The sequence below is a fragment of the Mycobacterium zoologicum genome (assembly GCF_020181635.2).
In the GTDB taxonomy this organism is placed as follows: domain Bacteria; phylum Actinomycetota; class Actinomycetes; order Mycobacteriales; family Mycobacteriaceae; genus Mycobacterium; species Mycobacterium zoologicum.
Map to the genome: position 1 here is coordinate 86075 of NZ_JAYJJS010000012.1, position 14436 is coordinate 100510.

General features: G+C 69.4%; 19 protein-coding genes. 17 read left to right on the forward strand and 2 right to left on the reverse strand.

Translation table 11 applies throughout. The annotated features are described in order from the left end of the window. Positions 1–55 precede the first annotated feature (55 nt). The 4 genes from rpsP to trmD are packed head-to-tail and all read left to right on the forward strand — an operon-like array spanning position 56 to position 2041. Positions 56–568 (forward strand): 30S ribosomal protein S16, encoded by a 513-nt coding sequence (rpsP, locus tag K6T84_RS11930; RefSeq protein WP_224861257.1) that lies wholly within the window; start codon positions 56–58, stop codon positions 566–568. A gap of 8 nt (positions 569–576) precedes the next feature. Further along, positions 577–819 carry an RNA-binding protein gene (locus K6T84_RS11935; RefSeq protein WP_083024146.1) on the forward strand — a complete coding sequence of 81 codons (243 nt, stop codon included), beginning with the start codon at positions 577–579 and terminating at the stop codon, positions 817–819. A 10-nt stretch (positions 820–829) separates the two neighbouring features. Further along, a complete protein-coding gene (gene rimM, locus K6T84_RS11940; RefSeq protein ID WP_224861255.1) occupies positions 830–1351 on the forward strand; it encodes a ribosome maturation factor RimM in 522 nt (173 codons plus the stop codon). 3 nt (positions 1352–1354) lie between these two features. After that, positions 1355–2041: a tRNA (guanosine(37)-N1)-methyltransferase TrmD gene (gene trmD / locus K6T84_RS11945; RefSeq protein WP_224861253.1), complete on the forward strand. Its 687-nt coding sequence runs from the start codon at positions 1355–1357 to the stop codon at positions 2039–2041. On the opposite strand, the gene K6T84_RS11950 is transcribed toward trmD, so the two are convergent. After that, complete coding sequence (locus tag K6T84_RS11950; RefSeq protein WP_224865848.1) at positions 2038–2934, reverse strand: serine hydrolase; 897 nt, start codon at positions 2932–2934, stop codon at positions 2038–2040. The genes trmD and K6T84_RS11950 overlap by 4 nt on opposite strands. Before the next feature lie 339 nt (positions 2935–3273). Between K6T84_RS11950 and rplS the strand changes: the two genes are divergently transcribed. From rplS to dprA, 9 genes are all read left to right on the forward strand, one after another. Next, positions 3274–3615 carry a 50S ribosomal protein L19 gene (gene rplS / locus K6T84_RS11955; RefSeq protein ID WP_224861251.1) on the forward strand — a complete coding sequence of 114 codons (342 nt, stop codon included), beginning with the start codon at positions 3274–3276 and terminating at the stop codon, positions 3613–3615. A 50-nt stretch (positions 3616–3665) separates the two neighbouring features. Continuing rightward, on the forward strand, positions 3666–4490 hold the full coding sequence (gene lepB / locus K6T84_RS11960) for a signal peptidase I (RefSeq protein ID WP_224861250.1): 825 nt from the start codon (positions 3666–3668) through the stop codon (positions 4488–4490). A 2-nt stretch (positions 4491–4492) separates the two neighbouring features. Then, positions 4493–5152, forward strand: coding sequence for a ribonuclease HII (locus tag K6T84_RS11965; protein WP_224861248.1), 660 nt, complete (start codon positions 4493–4495; stop codon positions 5150–5152). Beyond that, positions 5149–5454 carry a DUF2469 domain-containing protein gene (locus K6T84_RS11970; protein ID WP_012393608.1) on the forward strand — a complete coding sequence of 102 codons (306 nt, stop codon included), beginning with the start codon at positions 5149–5151 and terminating at the stop codon, positions 5452–5454. Before K6T84_RS11965 ends, K6T84_RS11970 begins: the two co-directional genes overlap by 4 nt. 51 nt (positions 5455–5505) lie before the next feature. After that, complete coding sequence (locus K6T84_RS11975; protein ID WP_224861246.1) at positions 5506–6165, forward strand: GNAT family N-acetyltransferase; 660 nt, start codon at positions 5506–5508, stop codon at positions 6163–6165. Positions 6166–6174: 9 nt separating this feature from the next. Then, positions 6175–7215, forward strand: coding sequence for a putative PII-like signaling protein (locus K6T84_RS11980; protein ID WP_224861244.1), 1041 nt, complete (start codon positions 6175–6177; stop codon positions 7213–7215). 72 nt (positions 7216–7287) lie between these two features. Beyond that, complete coding sequence (locus K6T84_RS11985; protein ID WP_224861242.1) at positions 7288–7656, forward strand: YraN family protein; 369 nt, start codon at positions 7288–7290, stop codon at positions 7654–7656. Next, entirely contained in the window at positions 7656–9167 is a 1512-nt protein-coding gene (locus K6T84_RS11990) for a YifB family Mg chelatase-like AAA ATPase (protein WP_224861241.1), read from the forward strand. The genes K6T84_RS11985 and K6T84_RS11990 overlap by 1 nt, the downstream gene beginning before the upstream one ends. Continuing rightward, entirely contained in the window at positions 9164–10303 is a 1140-nt protein-coding gene (dprA, locus tag K6T84_RS11995; protein WP_224861239.1) for a DNA-processing protein DprA, read from the forward strand. Before K6T84_RS11990 ends, dprA begins: the two co-directional genes overlap by 4 nt. Positions 10304–10373: 70 nt before the next feature. On the opposite strand, the gene K6T84_RS12000 is transcribed toward dprA, so the two are convergent. Then, positions 10374–10574, reverse strand: a complete 201-nt coding sequence (locus K6T84_RS12000; RefSeq protein WP_225400306.1) for a hypothetical protein — start codon at positions 10572–10574, stop codon at positions 10374–10376. A 50-nt stretch (positions 10575–10624) separates the two neighbouring features. Between K6T84_RS12000 and K6T84_RS12005 the strand changes: the two genes are divergently transcribed. The 4 genes from K6T84_RS12005 to K6T84_RS12020 are packed head-to-tail and all read left to right on the forward strand — an operon-like array spanning position 10625 to position 14429. Further along, positions 10625–11473, forward strand: coding sequence for a siderophore-interacting protein (locus K6T84_RS12005; RefSeq protein WP_225400305.1), 849 nt, complete (start codon positions 10625–10627; stop codon positions 11471–11473). 4 nt (positions 11474–11477) lie between these two features. Next, positions 11478–12638 (forward strand): lactate 2-monooxygenase, encoded by a 1161-nt coding sequence (locus tag K6T84_RS12010; RefSeq protein WP_224861233.1) that lies wholly within the window; start codon positions 11478–11480, stop codon positions 12636–12638. A 31-nt stretch (positions 12639–12669) separates the two neighbouring features. Beyond that, complete coding sequence (locus K6T84_RS12015) at positions 12670–13569, forward strand: tyrosine recombinase XerC (RefSeq protein ID WP_224861231.1); 900 nt, start codon at positions 12670–12672, stop codon at positions 13567–13569. A 2-nt stretch (positions 13570–13571) separates the two neighbouring features. Next, the gene (locus tag K6T84_RS12020) at positions 13572–14429 is read left to right on the forward strand and encodes an alpha/beta fold hydrolase (protein ID WP_224861229.1); all 858 of its coding nucleotides are present in this window, start codon (positions 13572–13574) and stop codon (positions 14427–14429) included. Positions 14430–14436 lie beyond the last annotated feature (7 nt).

The following is a 14436-nucleotide window of genomic DNA, read 5'->3' on the forward strand; positions in this document are numbered from 1 at the left end:
TGGGCAAATCCGCCCGTATCGCTGAATTGCAGCGTGAAACGCCCAGGAGTAATTCATGGCTGTCAAGATCAAGCTCACCCGGCTCGGCAAGATCCGCAATCCCCAGTACCGCATCTCGGTCGCCGACGCCCGCACCCGCCGCAACGGCCGGGCCATCGAGGTCATCGGCCGCTACCACCCCAAGGAAGAGCCCAGCCTGATCGAGGTGGACTCGGAGCGCGCCCAGTACTGGCTGTCGGTCGGTGCTCAGCCCACTGAGCCGGTGCTCAAGCTGCTGAAGATCACCGGTGACTGGCAGAAGTTCAAGGGCCTGCCGGGCGCCGAGGGTCGCCTGAAGGTCAAGCCCGCCAAGCCCAGCAAGCTGGAGTTGTTCAACGCCGCGCTGGCCGAGGCCGAGGGTGGCCCGACCACCGATGCCACCACCGCCAAGAAGAAGAAGGCGCCGGCAAAAAAGACTGAGCAGGCCGACAAGGCCGAGGCCAAGGCCGAGGAGCCCAAGGCCGACGAGGCTCCGGCCGCCGAGACCGAAGCTGCCGCCGAGGCCGCCGAGCCGGCCACCGAGAGCTGACCGCCGCCATGAGTGCAGTGGTGGCAGACGCCGTCGAGCACCTGGTGCGCGGCATCGTCGACAACCCCGATGACGTCCGGGTCGACATGGTGACCAATCGGCGTGGCCGCACCGTCGAGGTCCACGTCCACCCCGAGGACCTGGGCAAGGTGATCGGTCGCGGCGGTCGCACGGCCACTGCGTTGCGCACCCTCGTCGCCGGAATCGGCGGACGCGGCATCCGCGTAGACGTGGTGGACACCGACCGGTAGCAGGCCGGTCATGGAGCTGACCGTCGGACGGGTGGTCAAGGCCCACGGCATCACCGGCGAGGTCGTCGTCGACGTCCGCACCGACGATCCCGAACTCCGGTTCGCGCCGGGAGCTACGTTGCACGCGCGGAAAGCCGGTGCGCCGCAGCGTGACTATGTCGTCGAGGCGGCGCGGCCGCACGGAGCCCGACTGCTGGTGCGGCTGGCCGGAGTTGGCGACCGCGACGGCGCCGACGCACTTCGGGGAAGCGTCTTCGTGGTCGACTCCGCCGACCTTCCGCCGATCACCGAAGCCGACACCTACTACGACCACCAGCTCGAAGGTCTGCGGGTGCGCACCGGGGCGGGGGAGGAGATCGGCACCGTCACCGAGGTGTTGCACACCGCCGCCGGCGAACTGTTGGCGATCAAGCGGACCGACGGACGTGAGTTGCTGGTCCCGTTCGTCGCGGCGTTCGTGCCGTCGGTGTCGCTGGCCGAGCAGACCCTGGTCATCGATCCGCCCGACGGTCTGCTGGATCTGGAAGGCTGAGGCGTGCGCGTTGACGTCCTGACCATCTTCCCCGACTATCTCGATCCGATCCGTCAATCGTTGCCGGGCAAGGCCATTGAATCCGGCGCCGTCGACCTCGCGGTCCACGACCTTCGGCGCTGGACCCGCGACGTGCACCGCTCGGTGGACGACTCGCCGTACGGCGGGGGGCCCGGAATGGTTATGAAGGCCCCGGTGTGGGGTGCTGCGCTCGACGAAATCTGTTCGGAGCAGACCGTTCTCGTCATACCCACCCCGGCCGGTGTGCGCTTCGACCAGGCCACCGCGCAACGGTGGAGCCACGAGGGTCATCTGGTGTTCGCCTGCGGGCGTTATGAGGGCATCGACCAGCGGGTCGCCGACGATGCCGCCCGGCGGATGCGCGTCGAAGAGGTGTCGATCGGTGACTACGTGCTGGCCGGCGGCGAGGCCGCCGTGCTGGTGATGTTGGAGGCGGTCTTGCGGCTGATGCCTGGAGTCCTGGGCAATCCGCTGTCCCCGCAAGATGATTCGCACTCCGCCGACCGTGACGGACTGCTGGAGGGGCCGAGCTACACCCGCCCGCCGGTCTGGCGCGACCTACCGGTTCCCGAAGTACTGCTCTCCGGTGACCACGCCCGGATAGATGCCTGGAGACGTGAGGCGGCGCTGCAACGCACCCGGGAACGCCGCCCGGATCTACTCGGCTAGATCCGGCCGCCGGGGAAGATGGTCTTGACGGCCTGGGTGATCGTGGTGCGCGCGGTGGCGTCATCGCTGGGCTGCAGCGACTCGATCACCACTACGTAGCGGCGGTCCGCGCCGACCACACCGGTCGACAGGTGCATCCAGTTGTTGCCGATGCAGCACATCCAGCCCTGCTTGACCGCCACCGGCTCGTTGTAGAGGCCCTCGGGGATGCCGAACCGCTGGGGGTACCCGTCGATGCCGGTCGGCGTGGACTGGGCCAGGTTGTTGATGATGATGTTGGCCTTGTCGACCGGCAGACCGCCGGAGCCGTTGAGCAGCATGTCGTAGTAGCGCGCCAGGTCCGGCGCGGTGCTGATGGTGTTCCACCAGGCGCCGTTGGACGGCGGCCAGGTGCCGGACAGGCCGTAGCGGCTGGCCACCCGGGAGACGATCGCGTTGCCGCCGCCCGAGTTCCAGAACGTCTCGGCGGCGCCGTCATCTGATGACTGCAGCATCGCGTCCACGGCGGCGCGGTCGTCGGCGGACAGCGGGTTCTCCGACGACGTCCGCATCAACAGGTCGTCGGCGATGAACAGCTTGACCACCGAGGCGGTGGCGATCGGCCGGGTGTTGCCGTTGGTGACCAGCTGATGCGTGGTCCGGTCCAGCACGGCCACCGAGATGTTGGCGCCGGTCTTGGCGGCATCTTCGGTGGCGTCCTGCAGCCGCGAGGCCAGGGTGTCGACCACCGCGGCCGGCTGGATGGCGGGCGCGCGCGGGGCTTCGATGGCCGTGGCCACCGGGGTGACCTCCGGGGCGCGGTACTGGGGCCGGGCGTCGGCGGCGCCGTACACCTTCTCGTCGCAGCCGAAAATCACCGTCGACATCACCATGACGATGGTCAGCAGGAGCATCGATGGCCGCACGGCGGTTGGCCTCCTCAGCAGGCAATAGGGCAGATATGAATACCGACGTGGGATTACGGGCTCGCCGCAAAAGACGCCATCGGCTCGGCGGATAGATTACCGCGTGGACGCCCGGATTGCGCAGTTCGGTTGCGGCGATTTGCGCGATTTCGCCGAATCCGCGGCGTCTGGCACAATTGAGCAGTTGTCGCCCGACGGGTGGGCCTGGCGTCCCGGTCACCGCGCAGTGCGACAGCAGGCCCGAACCCATCGGCTCGGCTACCGTCTGCACGCGTACTGCGCGTGCCGGCCGGTCGGCAGCCGCGAACCACGAGGAAGTGTTTCCCCATGAACACGCTGGACATCGTCGACAAGGCGTCGCTGCGCGACGACATCCCGGCCTTTGCCCCCGGTGACACCGTCAACGTGCACGTGAAGGTGATCGAGGGCACCAAGGAGCGCATCCAGGTGTTCAAGGGCGTGGTCATCCGCCGCCAGGGTGGCGGCGTCCGCGAGACCTTCACCGTGCGCAAGGAGAGCTACGGCGTGGGTGTGGAGCGCACCTTCCCGGTGCACTCGCCCAACGTCGACCACATCGACGTGGCGGTGCGCGGTGACGTCCGCCGGGCCAAGCTGTACTACCTGCGTGAACTGCGCGGCAAGAAGGCCAAGATCAAGGAAAAGCGCTGAGCTTGCCCGTCGGTCAACGGCGCCGCTGATGCGGTCACTACCCTGATCTCGTGACCGACACCACGGGCTCGTCGCCCGAGAACTCCCCTGAGGCCGAGCAGCCCGAGGCGGTTGACTCCACGCCGGATTCCGGTGACGGCAAGAGCACCACGCTGCGTGAGTCGACCATCCTGGTCGCGATCGCGCTGCTGCTGTACTACCTGATGCTGACGTTCGTCGCGCGTCCGTATCTGATCCCGTCGGAGTCGATGGAGCCGACCCTGCACGGCTGCCACGGCTGCGTCGGCGACCGGATCATGGTCGACAAGGTCACCTACCGGTTCAGCAAGCCACAACCCGGCGACGTCGTCGTCTTCCAGGGCCCGCCTTCCTGGAACATCGGTTACAAGTCGATCCGGTCGTCCAACACCGCGATCCGGTGGGTGCAGAACGCTCTCTCCTTCATCGGGTTCGTCCCGCCGGACGAGAACGACTTGGTCAAGCGAGTCATCGCGGTGGGTGGCCAGACCGTGCAGTGCCGCAACGACACCGGGCTGACGGTCGACGGCAAGCCGCTCGAGGAGCCGTACCTGAACCCGGCCACCTTGATGGTCGACCCGATTGTCTATCCCTGCCTGGGCGCTGAGTTCGGCCCGGTGACGGTGCCGGCCGAGCGACTGTGGGTGATGGGCGACAACCGGACCCACTCGTCGGATTCGCGGGCGCACTGCGACAACAGCCCGGCCGACATCCAGAACCGGCTGCTGTGCACCGGTGACGACCCGAACCTGGGCACCGTGCCGGTGGCGAACGTGATCGGCAAGACCCGATTCATCGCCTGGCCGCCGTCGCGCTGGGGACCGGTCAGGGCGATCAACCCGCAGCAGGGCCCCTAGCCATGGCTCCGGCCTGGCCGCCGCGCGCGGTGATCCGGCGTTCGCCGGGGCTGCGCACACTGGAGTCCGCGCTGTACCGCAGCGGGCTGGGGCCGGTCGCCGGGGTCGACGAGGTGGGCCGTGGCGCGTGCGCCGGACCGCTGGTGGTGGCCGCCTGCGTGCTCGGGCCGGGCAAACCCGCCGCCCTGGCGGCACTCGACGACTCCAAGAAGCTCACCGAGGCCGCGCGCGAGCGGTTGTTTCCACTGATCCGCCGGCATGCGCTGGCCTACCACGTGGTGTTCATCCCGTCGGCCGACGTCGACGTGAGCGGTGTGCACGCCGCCAACATCGAGGGCATGCGGCGCGCCGTGGCCGGGTTGGCAGTGCGGCCGGGGTACGTGCTCTCCGACGGATTCCGGGTGCCGGGGCTGGCGATCCCGTCGCTGCCGGTGGTCGGCGGCGACGGCGCAGCGGCCTGCATCGCCGCGGCAAGCGTGCTGGCCAAGGTCAGTCGCGACCGCTACATGGCGACGCTGGACGCCGACCACCCCGGCTACGGTTTCGCCGTGCACAAGGGGTATTCCACCGCCGCACATACCGCGGCCCTCACGGCGCTGGGGCCGTGCAGCCAGCATCGATACTCGTTCGTCAACGTACGCAAGGTGGTGAGTGCCAGATGAGCGCTGAGGATCTCGAGAAGTACGAAACCGAGATGGAACTCTCGCTGTACCGCGAATACAAGGACATCGTGGGGCAGTTCAGTTACGTCGTGGAGACCGAACGGCGTTTCTATCTGGCCAACAGCGTGGAGATGGTGCCGCGCAACGCCGACGGCGAGGTGTACTTCGAGCTGCGCCTGGCCGACGCCTGGGTGTGGGACATGTACCGTCCGGCCCGGTTCGTCAAACAGGTACGCGTGGTCACCTTCAAAGACGTCAACATCGAAGAGGTCGAGAAGCCCGAGCTGCGGCTGCCGGAGTAAACACCGCGACGCCGGTGCGCAGTCCCTGCGCTTCGGTCTAGGCTGACAGCTATGACCGCTGTCGACCGTGCCGTCTCCCGTCGTGAAATCGCAGATGCTCTGCTCAAGGCCATGGAACGCCGCCATGAGGTGCTCGACGTGATCGTCGATTCCGACGACCGCGCCTCAGCGGTGCTGGCGATCGCGGACCTGCTCGGCACCTCACCGGCGGGCTGCGAAGCGGTTATCGGGATGTCACTCGATCAGCTCACCAAAGACTCGCGCGACCGGATCGCCGACGAGCTCAACGACCTGAACAACGAGTTGACCTTCACCCTCGGTGAGCGGCCGGCCAGCTCCGGGGAGACCCTGCTGCTGCGCCCGTTCGCCGGCGACCCGGACCGCGACATCTTCGCGTTGCGGACAACCGATGTCGGCGCCAGCGGCGACGGTTCGGGTGGCCCGGCCGGTGGCCTCGACGACGAGATCCGGGGGCTGCTGGCCCGGATCGACGACGAGGACGCCGCGCTGTTCGTCGCTATCGACGGCGCGGAGAAGATCGGGATGGTCTTCGGCGACCTCAACCACGGCGAGGTGAACGTGCGGATCTGGATTCATCCCGAACACCGCAAGAAGGGCTACGGTACCGCCGCGCTGCGCCGAGCGCGCTCCGAGCTGGCGGGCTATTTCCCCGGTGTGCCGCTGGTGGTTCGGGCGCCGGCACATCCGTAATTCGCCGCGGTGAGCCAGGACTTCCTCAAACTCACGGCCTACTTCGATGAGCGGCAACGCAGCGGCGGCCGTTTCCTGTCGGCGCAGATGCTCGACCTCTTCGGTCGGCGTTCGATCGCGGCCAGCGTGGCGTTGCGCGGGGTCGGCGGGTTCGGGGCGCGCCGGCACCTGCGCAGTGATCGCTCCCTGAGCCTGTCGGAGGACCCACCGGTCGTCGTCGCCGCTGTCGACGCCAAGCCGGCGATCGAGGCGTTGCTGGATCCGTTGCGTGCGATGCCCAAACGGGCGCTGGTCACGCTGGAGCGGGCACGGTTGCTGGAGGATTCCGACGCCGTCGAGGGCACCACCAAGCTGACCGTCTACCTCGGGCGCAAGGAGCGGATCAACCGGTTTCCCGGCTACATCGCGGTCTGTGATCTGCTGTACCGCAACGGTTTCGACGGCGCATCTGCGTTCCTCGGCGTCGACGGCACCATCCACGGCCGTCGCGAACGGGCGCACTTCTTCGGCGGTAACGCCGACGTCCCGGTGATGATCATCGCCGTCGGCCGTGCCGAGTGCGTGAATGCGGTGCTGCCCGAGCTGCGTCGGATGCTGCGCCGTCCGCTGATCACCGTCGAACGGGTCACGGTCTGCAAACGCGACGGCCAGTTGCTGGAGCACCCGGACGCGGTGGCGGGTGTGGACGAACACGGAATGAAACTGTGGCAGAAGCTGATGGTCTACACCGGCGAACCCGACCTGCACGGCGGCGTCCCCATCCACCGCGCCCTGGTGCATCGGCTGTGGGAGCACCGATCATTGGGCGGTGCAACGGTATTGCGGGCCATCTGGGGCTACCAGGGCGGGCGTGCGCCGCGCGGGGACCGGCTCCTGCAGGTGACCCGGCGGGTGCCGGTCGCCACGATCATCGTCGACACACCGCGCAACATCGCCGAATGCTTCGAGGCCGTCGACGAACTCACCGACACCCACGGTCTGGTGACCAGTGAGACGGTGCCCGCTTTAGCCGCGACTGACGGCTGTGGATACTCGCCGGACTGGGGATAACCGGGGAGTTCACCGGGGTTTCGGTTATCGGGCGGGGGCGCGCTGTCGGGGGTGCCGCAGAACCTGACCGGCATGACAACGATGACGAGAGCGCAACTGGGTGCGCTAGGCGAACAGACCGCCGTCGACTATCTGAGCGGACAGGGCTGGGAGATCCTGGCGCGCAACTGGCGCTGCCGATACGGGGAGCTGGACGTGATCGCCGCCGACCCGGCAACCGCGACACTGGTCTTCGTCGAGGTGAAGACCCGCAGCGGTGACGGGTTCGGCGGCCTGGCGTATGCGGTCCCGGAACGCAAGGTGCGTCGGCTGCGGCGGCTGGCCGGGATCTGGCTGGGGGATCAGGACACCCATTGGCCGCGGGTGCGCCTGGACGTCATCGGTGTGCGGGTAGGCCGCAGTGCCACACCCGAGATCAGTCACCTGCCCGGAGTGGGCTGATGGCGCTGGGACGGGCGTTCTCGGTGGCCGTGCGCGGCCTGGACGGGCTGATCGTGGAGATCGAGGCCGACATCGCCTCGGGTCTGCCCGGGGTGCATCTGGTCGGGCTTGCCGACGCCGCACTGCAGGAGTCGCGGGACCGGGTGCGCGCGGCGATCACCAACAGTGGGCAGAGCTGGCCGGCGGCCCGGCTGACCCTGGCGCTGTCCCCGGCTACCTTGCCCAAGGGCGGATCCGTCTATGACTTGGCCCTGGCCTGCGCCGTACTCTCGGCCGACGGTGAAACAGCGTGGTCGCGGCTGGAAAAGACGGTGCTGCTCGGTGAGCTGGCGCTCGATGGGCGGGTGCGGCCGGTGCACGGCATCCTGCCGGCGGTGCTGGCCGCCAAGCATCAGGGCTGGGCAGCGGCGGTGGTACCGGTCGACAACCTCGCCGAAGCCAGCCTGGTCGACGGCATCGACGTCTACGGGGTGTCAACGCTCACGCAGCTGCTGGGCTGGCTGGAGGGATCGTCGCGCCTGCGGGGCCGGATCGCCGCGGTGGCGCCCGCGCCCGAGACGGCCGCGGATCTGGCCGAGGTGGTCGGTCAGGCCCAGGCCCGCTTTGCCGTAGAGGTGGCCGCGGCCGGCTCACACCACCTGATGCTGACCGGACCGCCGGGCATCGGAAAAACGATGCTCGCCCAACGGCTTCCGGGCCTACTTCCGCCGCTGACCGAACCCGAGTCGCTGGAGGTCACCGCGATCCACTCGGTGGCGGGCTTGCTGTCGGGCCGTGCTCCGCTGATCACCCGGCCACCGTTCATCGCCCCGCACCACAGTTCCAGCGTCGCGGCTCTGGTCGGTGGCGGCTCCGGAATGGCCCGACCTGGCGCGGTGAGCCGGGCCCATCGCGGGGTGCTGTTCCTTGACGAGTGCGCCGAGATCAGGGTCAGCGCCCTGGAGGCGTTGCGAACTCCGTTGGAGGACGGGGAGATCCGGTTGGCGCGTCGCGACGGGGTGGCCTGCTATCCGGCTCGCTTTCAGCTGGTGATGGCGGCCAACCCCTGCCCGTGCGCACCCGCCGATCCGCGGGACTGCACCTGCAAATCGATGGTGAAGCGACGCTACCTCGGCCGACTGTCCGGGCCGCTGCTGGATCGGGTGGATCTGCGGGTCGAGATGCATCCGGTGCGCGCCGGGGCGTTCTCCGCCGACGACGGGGAGTCCACCGCGGTGGTGCGGGCCAGGGTGGCGCGGGCCCGCGCCGCGGCCGCGCACCGGTGGGGGCCGCACGGCTTTTGCACCAATGCCGAAGTCGGCGGGGCGTTGCTGCGCCGCAGGTTCCGGTTGGGCGTCGAGGCGATGGCGCCGCTGCGCACCGCGCTGGACCGGGGCCTGCTGTCTATTCGCGGGGCCAATCGCACGTTGCGGGTGGCGTGGACGCTGTCGGATCTGGCGGGCCGCACCTCGCCGGGTCTCGATGAGGTGGCCGCGGCACTGAGTTTTCGCCAGGCGGGAGCGGACCGATGAACACCGACGACTGCACGCTGCGGGCCTGGGCGTATCTGTCTCGGGTGGCCGAACCGCCGCGTGCGGATCTGGCCGCACTGGTCAGCCGCGTCGGGCCTCTCGAGGCGGCCGACCGCATCCGGCGCGGTGCCGTGGATGCCGACCTGGCCCGTCACACCGAGGCCCGCCGCGAGATCGACCAGGCCGCCGCGGATCTGGAGTTGCTGGACCGCCGCGGCGGCCGGCTGATCACCCCCGGCGATGACGAGTGGCCGGCCCTGGCGTTCGCCGCCTTCGGCGGTACTTCGGCCACCGGCAAGCCGGACTGTCGCCCGCCGATGGCACTGTGGGCGCTGGGCCCGGTGTGCATCGACGAGGCCGCCGAACGCGCCACCGCCATCGTCGGAACGCGGGCCGCCACCGCCTACGGTGAACTCGTGGCCGCCGATCTGGCGGCGGGGCTGGTCGAACGGGATGTGGCGGTGGTGTCCGGCGGGGCCTACGGCATCGACGGGGCCGCGCATCGTGCCGCGCTGGCTGCCGACGGCATCACCGTGGCGGTGTTGGCCGCCGGAATCGACGTCCCTTATCCGGCAGGGCATTCCGCGCTGCTGCATCGCATCGGCGCGAACGGTCTGCTCGTCACCGAGTACCCGCCGGGGCTTCGACCGACCCGGTACCGGTTTCTGACCCGCAACCGGCTGGTGGCAGCGCTGGCGGGAGTCACGGTGGTCGTGGAGGCCGGCCTGCGCAGCGGGGCGGCCAACACCGCGGCGTGGGCGCGGGCGCTGGGCCGGCCGGTGGCCGCGGTACCCGGGCCGGTCACCAGTTCGGCGTCGGCGGGCTGTCACGTGCTGCTGCGCGGCGGCGCCGAACTGGTGACCCGCGCCGACGAGGTGCTCGAGCTGGCAGGCCGGATCGGGGAGCTGGCGGCCGATCAGCCGCACCCGGCCACTGCGCTCGACGGGCTCAGCGAGGCCGAGCGCCTGGTCTACGAGGCGCTACCGGGCCGCGGTGTGGTCACCGTCGATCAGATCGCGGTCGCCTCCGGGCTGCCGCCGGCGCAGGTGTTCGGTCCGTTGGCGCTGCTGGAGGTGGCGGGCCTGGTGCAGCGGCGCGACGGCAGCTGGGGGATAGTCCGGGCCAAGCGGTACTGACGTTCTCTCCGAGCTGCACCTTGCTGTGTCGGCCGATCTGCCATCGCCGGGGCGTCGTCGCTGGTGACGTTCAGGCGGGCGAGTTCGAGGTCGCCGCGATCAGCGTCATTGAGGTCGCCCGGTATCCGCTGACGACATCGACGAACTTGAACGGTTGTCCGCCCAGTTCGACTGGGTTGACCGGCCGATCGCTGAACGTGTGATCGCAAAGCGTCGCAAGGAAATCGCGGCCGCCACCTGATTGCCGCGGCAGCGCCGAGCCGTGTGCCACGCCGGGCGCCTCGTATAGTCGGCGGAGGTAAGCCGAAATCAGGAGGCAGCGTGGCGGGACGGCCGGTACACACCTTCGAAGTCGTCCGTACCGAACAGCGATCGCCGCACCTGATCCAGGTGGTGTTGGGCGGTAGCGGATTCGACACGTTCACCCCGGGTCCCCACACCGACTCCTACGTCAAGATCGTCTTCGTCGCGTACGAGGTCGACGTGGCGGCCATGCCACAGCCGTTGACCCTGGACAGCTTCGATGCACTGCCCGCCGAACAGCGGCCGGTCATCCGGACCATGACCGTGCGCCATGTCGACCCGGTGGCCCGTCAGATCAGCATCGGTGTGACCGTGCACGGTGACCACGGCGTCGTCGGCCCGTGGGCCACCAGTGCGCAGCCCGGCCAGCCGGTGTATCTGATGGGCCCCGGCGGGGCGTACTCGCCCGACCCGGCCGCCGACTGGCATCTGCTGGCCGGTGATGAGAGCGCCCTGCCGGCGATCGCCGCCGCCCTGGAGGCACTGCCGTCCGACGCGGTCGGCAAGGCGTTCATCGAAGTCGCCGATCCGGCTGACGAGATCGCACTGACCGTCCCGCCGGGAGTCGAGTTGACCTGGCTGTACCGCGGCGGACGTGCCGACCTGGTCTCCGACGACCGCGCCGGTGACCACGCGCCGCTGATCGCAGCGGTCACCGGCGCCGAGTGGCTGCCCGGACAGGTTCAGGTGTTCATCCACGGTGAGGCGCAGGCCGTCATGCACAACCTGCGGCCGTATGTCCGCAAGGTGCGCGGCGTCGACGCGAAGTGGGCGTCGATCTCGGGCTACTGGCGACGCGGACGCACCGAAGAGACCTTCCGGCAGTGGAAAAAGGAACTCGCCGCGTCCGAAGCTGCGGCAGGCTAGCGCCATGGCTTACGGCGACTACCAGTTCGAGATCTACCTGCAGGGCCTGGCCGGAGTGGTGCCGTCATGGCCGATGACCTACTCGGAGTTGGAGGCCAAAGCCGCCGCCGCGATGCCCCCGTCGGTCTGGTCGTATGTGGCCGGCGGGGCCGGTGACGAGCGCACCCAGCGGGCCAACGTCACCGCGTTCGATAGCTGGGGGCTGATCCCGCGCATGTTCGTCGGCGCCGCCGAGCGAGACCTGTCGATCGAGATGTTCGGGTTGCGGCTTCCCGCACCGGTGTTCATGGCGCCCATCGGCGTCATCGGCATCTGCGCCCAGGACGGCCACGGCGACCTGGCCTCCGCGCGCGCGGCCAAGGCCACCGGTGTCCCGATGATGGTGTCCACCCTGACCGCCGACCCGCTGGAGGACGTCGCCGCCGAATTCGGAGACACGCCAGGGTTTTTCCAGCTCTACACGCCCAAGAACCGGGAACTGGCCGCCAGTCTGGTGCACCGCGCCGAGACCTCCGGGTACCAGGCCATCGTCGTCACGCTGGACACCTGGGTCCCGGGCTGGCGTCCCCGGGACCTGGCGACGTCGAACTTCCCGCAACTGCGCGGACACTGCCTGTCCAACTACTTTTCCGACCCGGTGTTCCGCGCGGGCCTGGCTCAGCCGCCCGAGGAGAACCCGCAAGCCGCCATCTTGTCCTGGATACAGACCTTCGGGAACCCGCTGACCTGGGATGACCTGCCGTGGCTGCGGTCGCTGACCGACCTGCCGCTGATCGTCAAGGGCATCTGCCACCCCGACGACGCCCGCCGCGCCCGCGACGGCGGGGTGGACGGCATCTACTGCTCCACCCACGGCGGGCGTCAGGCCAACGGTGGTCTGCCGGCCCTGGACTGCCTGCCCGACGTGGTGGCGGCCGCCGACGGATTGCCGGTGTTGTTCGACTCCGGAATCCGCACCGGCGCCGACATCGTCAAGGCGCTGGCACTGGGCGCCACCGCGGTCGGAATCGGCCGCCCGTACGCCTACGGGTTGGCGCTCGGCGGGGCCGACGGGATCGTGCATGTGCTGCGCTCGCTGCTGGCCGAAGCCGACCTGATCATGGCCGTGGACGGCTATGCGTCACGGGTTGATCTCACCCCGGACACACTGCGGCGCGTCACCTGAGCCGCGTGGCGCCATCTGTCACGGTGGGCCGGTGGACGCGATTCTCGAGGACTTCGACGAGTACCTGGAATTGGAGCGCGGCCGCTCGGAGCACACTCGGCGGGCCTACCTGGGGGACCTGCGGTCACTGTGGGCGTTCCTAGCGGAGCGGGGTTTTCAAGGCGTCGACGGGCTGAGCCTGCCGTTGCTGCGCGGTTGGCTGGCACAGCAGGCCGGCAATGGCGCGGCCCGCAGCACCCTGGCGCGCCGCACCTCGGCGGTCAAGACCTTCACCGCGTGGGCGGTCCGGCGCGGTCTGCTGGATTCCGATCCGGGTGCGCGTCTGCAACTGCCCAAGGCCCACCGGACACTGCCCACGGTGCTGCGCCGCGATCAGGCCTGCGATGCGCTCAACGCAGCCGAAGTCGGTGCGCAGCAGAAGGATCCACTGGCATTGCGGGACCGGCTGATCGCTGAACTGTTGTACGCCACCGCGATTCGGGTCAGCGAGCTGTGCGGCCTGGACATAGATGAGGTCGACGTGTCCGCCCGGCTGCTGCGGGTGCTCGGCAAGGGCAACAAGCAACGGACGGTGCCGTTCGGCAAGCCGGCCGCCGAGGCGCTGCGGGCGTGGCTGGCCGACGGGCGGCCGGCGCTGGCGACGGCGGAGTCCGGTCCGGCGCTGCTGCTCGGAGCTCGCGGCGGGCGCCTCGATCCGCGCCAGGCCCGCACCGTGGTGCACCAGACCGTCGCCGCGGTCGGAGGAGCCCCCGATATGGGTCCGCACGGGCTGCGCCACACCGCGGCCACCCACTTGCTCGAAGGCGGCGCGGATCTGCGCATCGTGCAGGAGTTGCTGGGGCACTCCAGCCTGGCCACCACCCAGCTCTACACCCACGTCACCGTCGCCCGACTGCGCGCGGTGCACGACCAGGCCCACCCGCGGGCGTGAGGGTGCGGTCCGCTCTCGAGCTGTCGTCGGGACCGGTCTCCTACCTCGATTTTCGTCCCGACGACGCGGTCGGCACCGTGGTCCTGCTGCACGGTGGCGGGGTGGACAGCGCCTCGCTGTCCTGGGGTGACGTTGGTCCACGGTTGGCGGCGGCCGGTTTCCGGGTCATCGCTCCCGATCATCCCGGCTGTGGACAGAGCCCGCTGCCGGCCTGGCGGGTGACCCAGCAACGACTGGTGACCTACGTCGGGGAGTTCGTCGATGCGCTCGGTCTGGATCGCTACGCCATCGGTGGGTTGTCCCTCGGTGGTGGACTGTCGCTGGGGCATGTGCTGGACCGGCCCGAGCGGGTCACCGCGGCGGTGCTGTTGGACAGTTACGGGCTGATGCCGCGCCTGCCCGGCGGCCGGCAGCTGCTGGCCTGGGCGATGCAGCGCACCGGCGCTCTCGACGCCGCCACCCGCTGGATGGCGACCAACCGGGCCGCCCTGACCTGGAGCCTCAAATCGTTGATCCGCGATCCGGCGCAACGAACTCCCGAACTGGTCGCCGAGATCATCGCGGCCGCAAGACAACCCGGTCTGACCGCGTTCGAGCAGTGGCAGCACGACGAGATGTCGTGGAACAGACTCAAGACCGACTACACGGCGCGGCTTCGGTCATTCCCGCGCCCCGCCATGATCGTCCACGGTGACAAGGACACCGGCGTGCCCATTGCCCGCGCCCGTAACGCCGCCGCATTGATCCCCGAAGCTGAACTGAAAGTCATTGCCGGAGCGGGACATTGGGTCCAACGAGATCAGCCCGAGGCCGTCGTCGCCGCCATGCTGGACTTCCTGCGCCGCCGGGTCCAGGCTTAGCTCAACA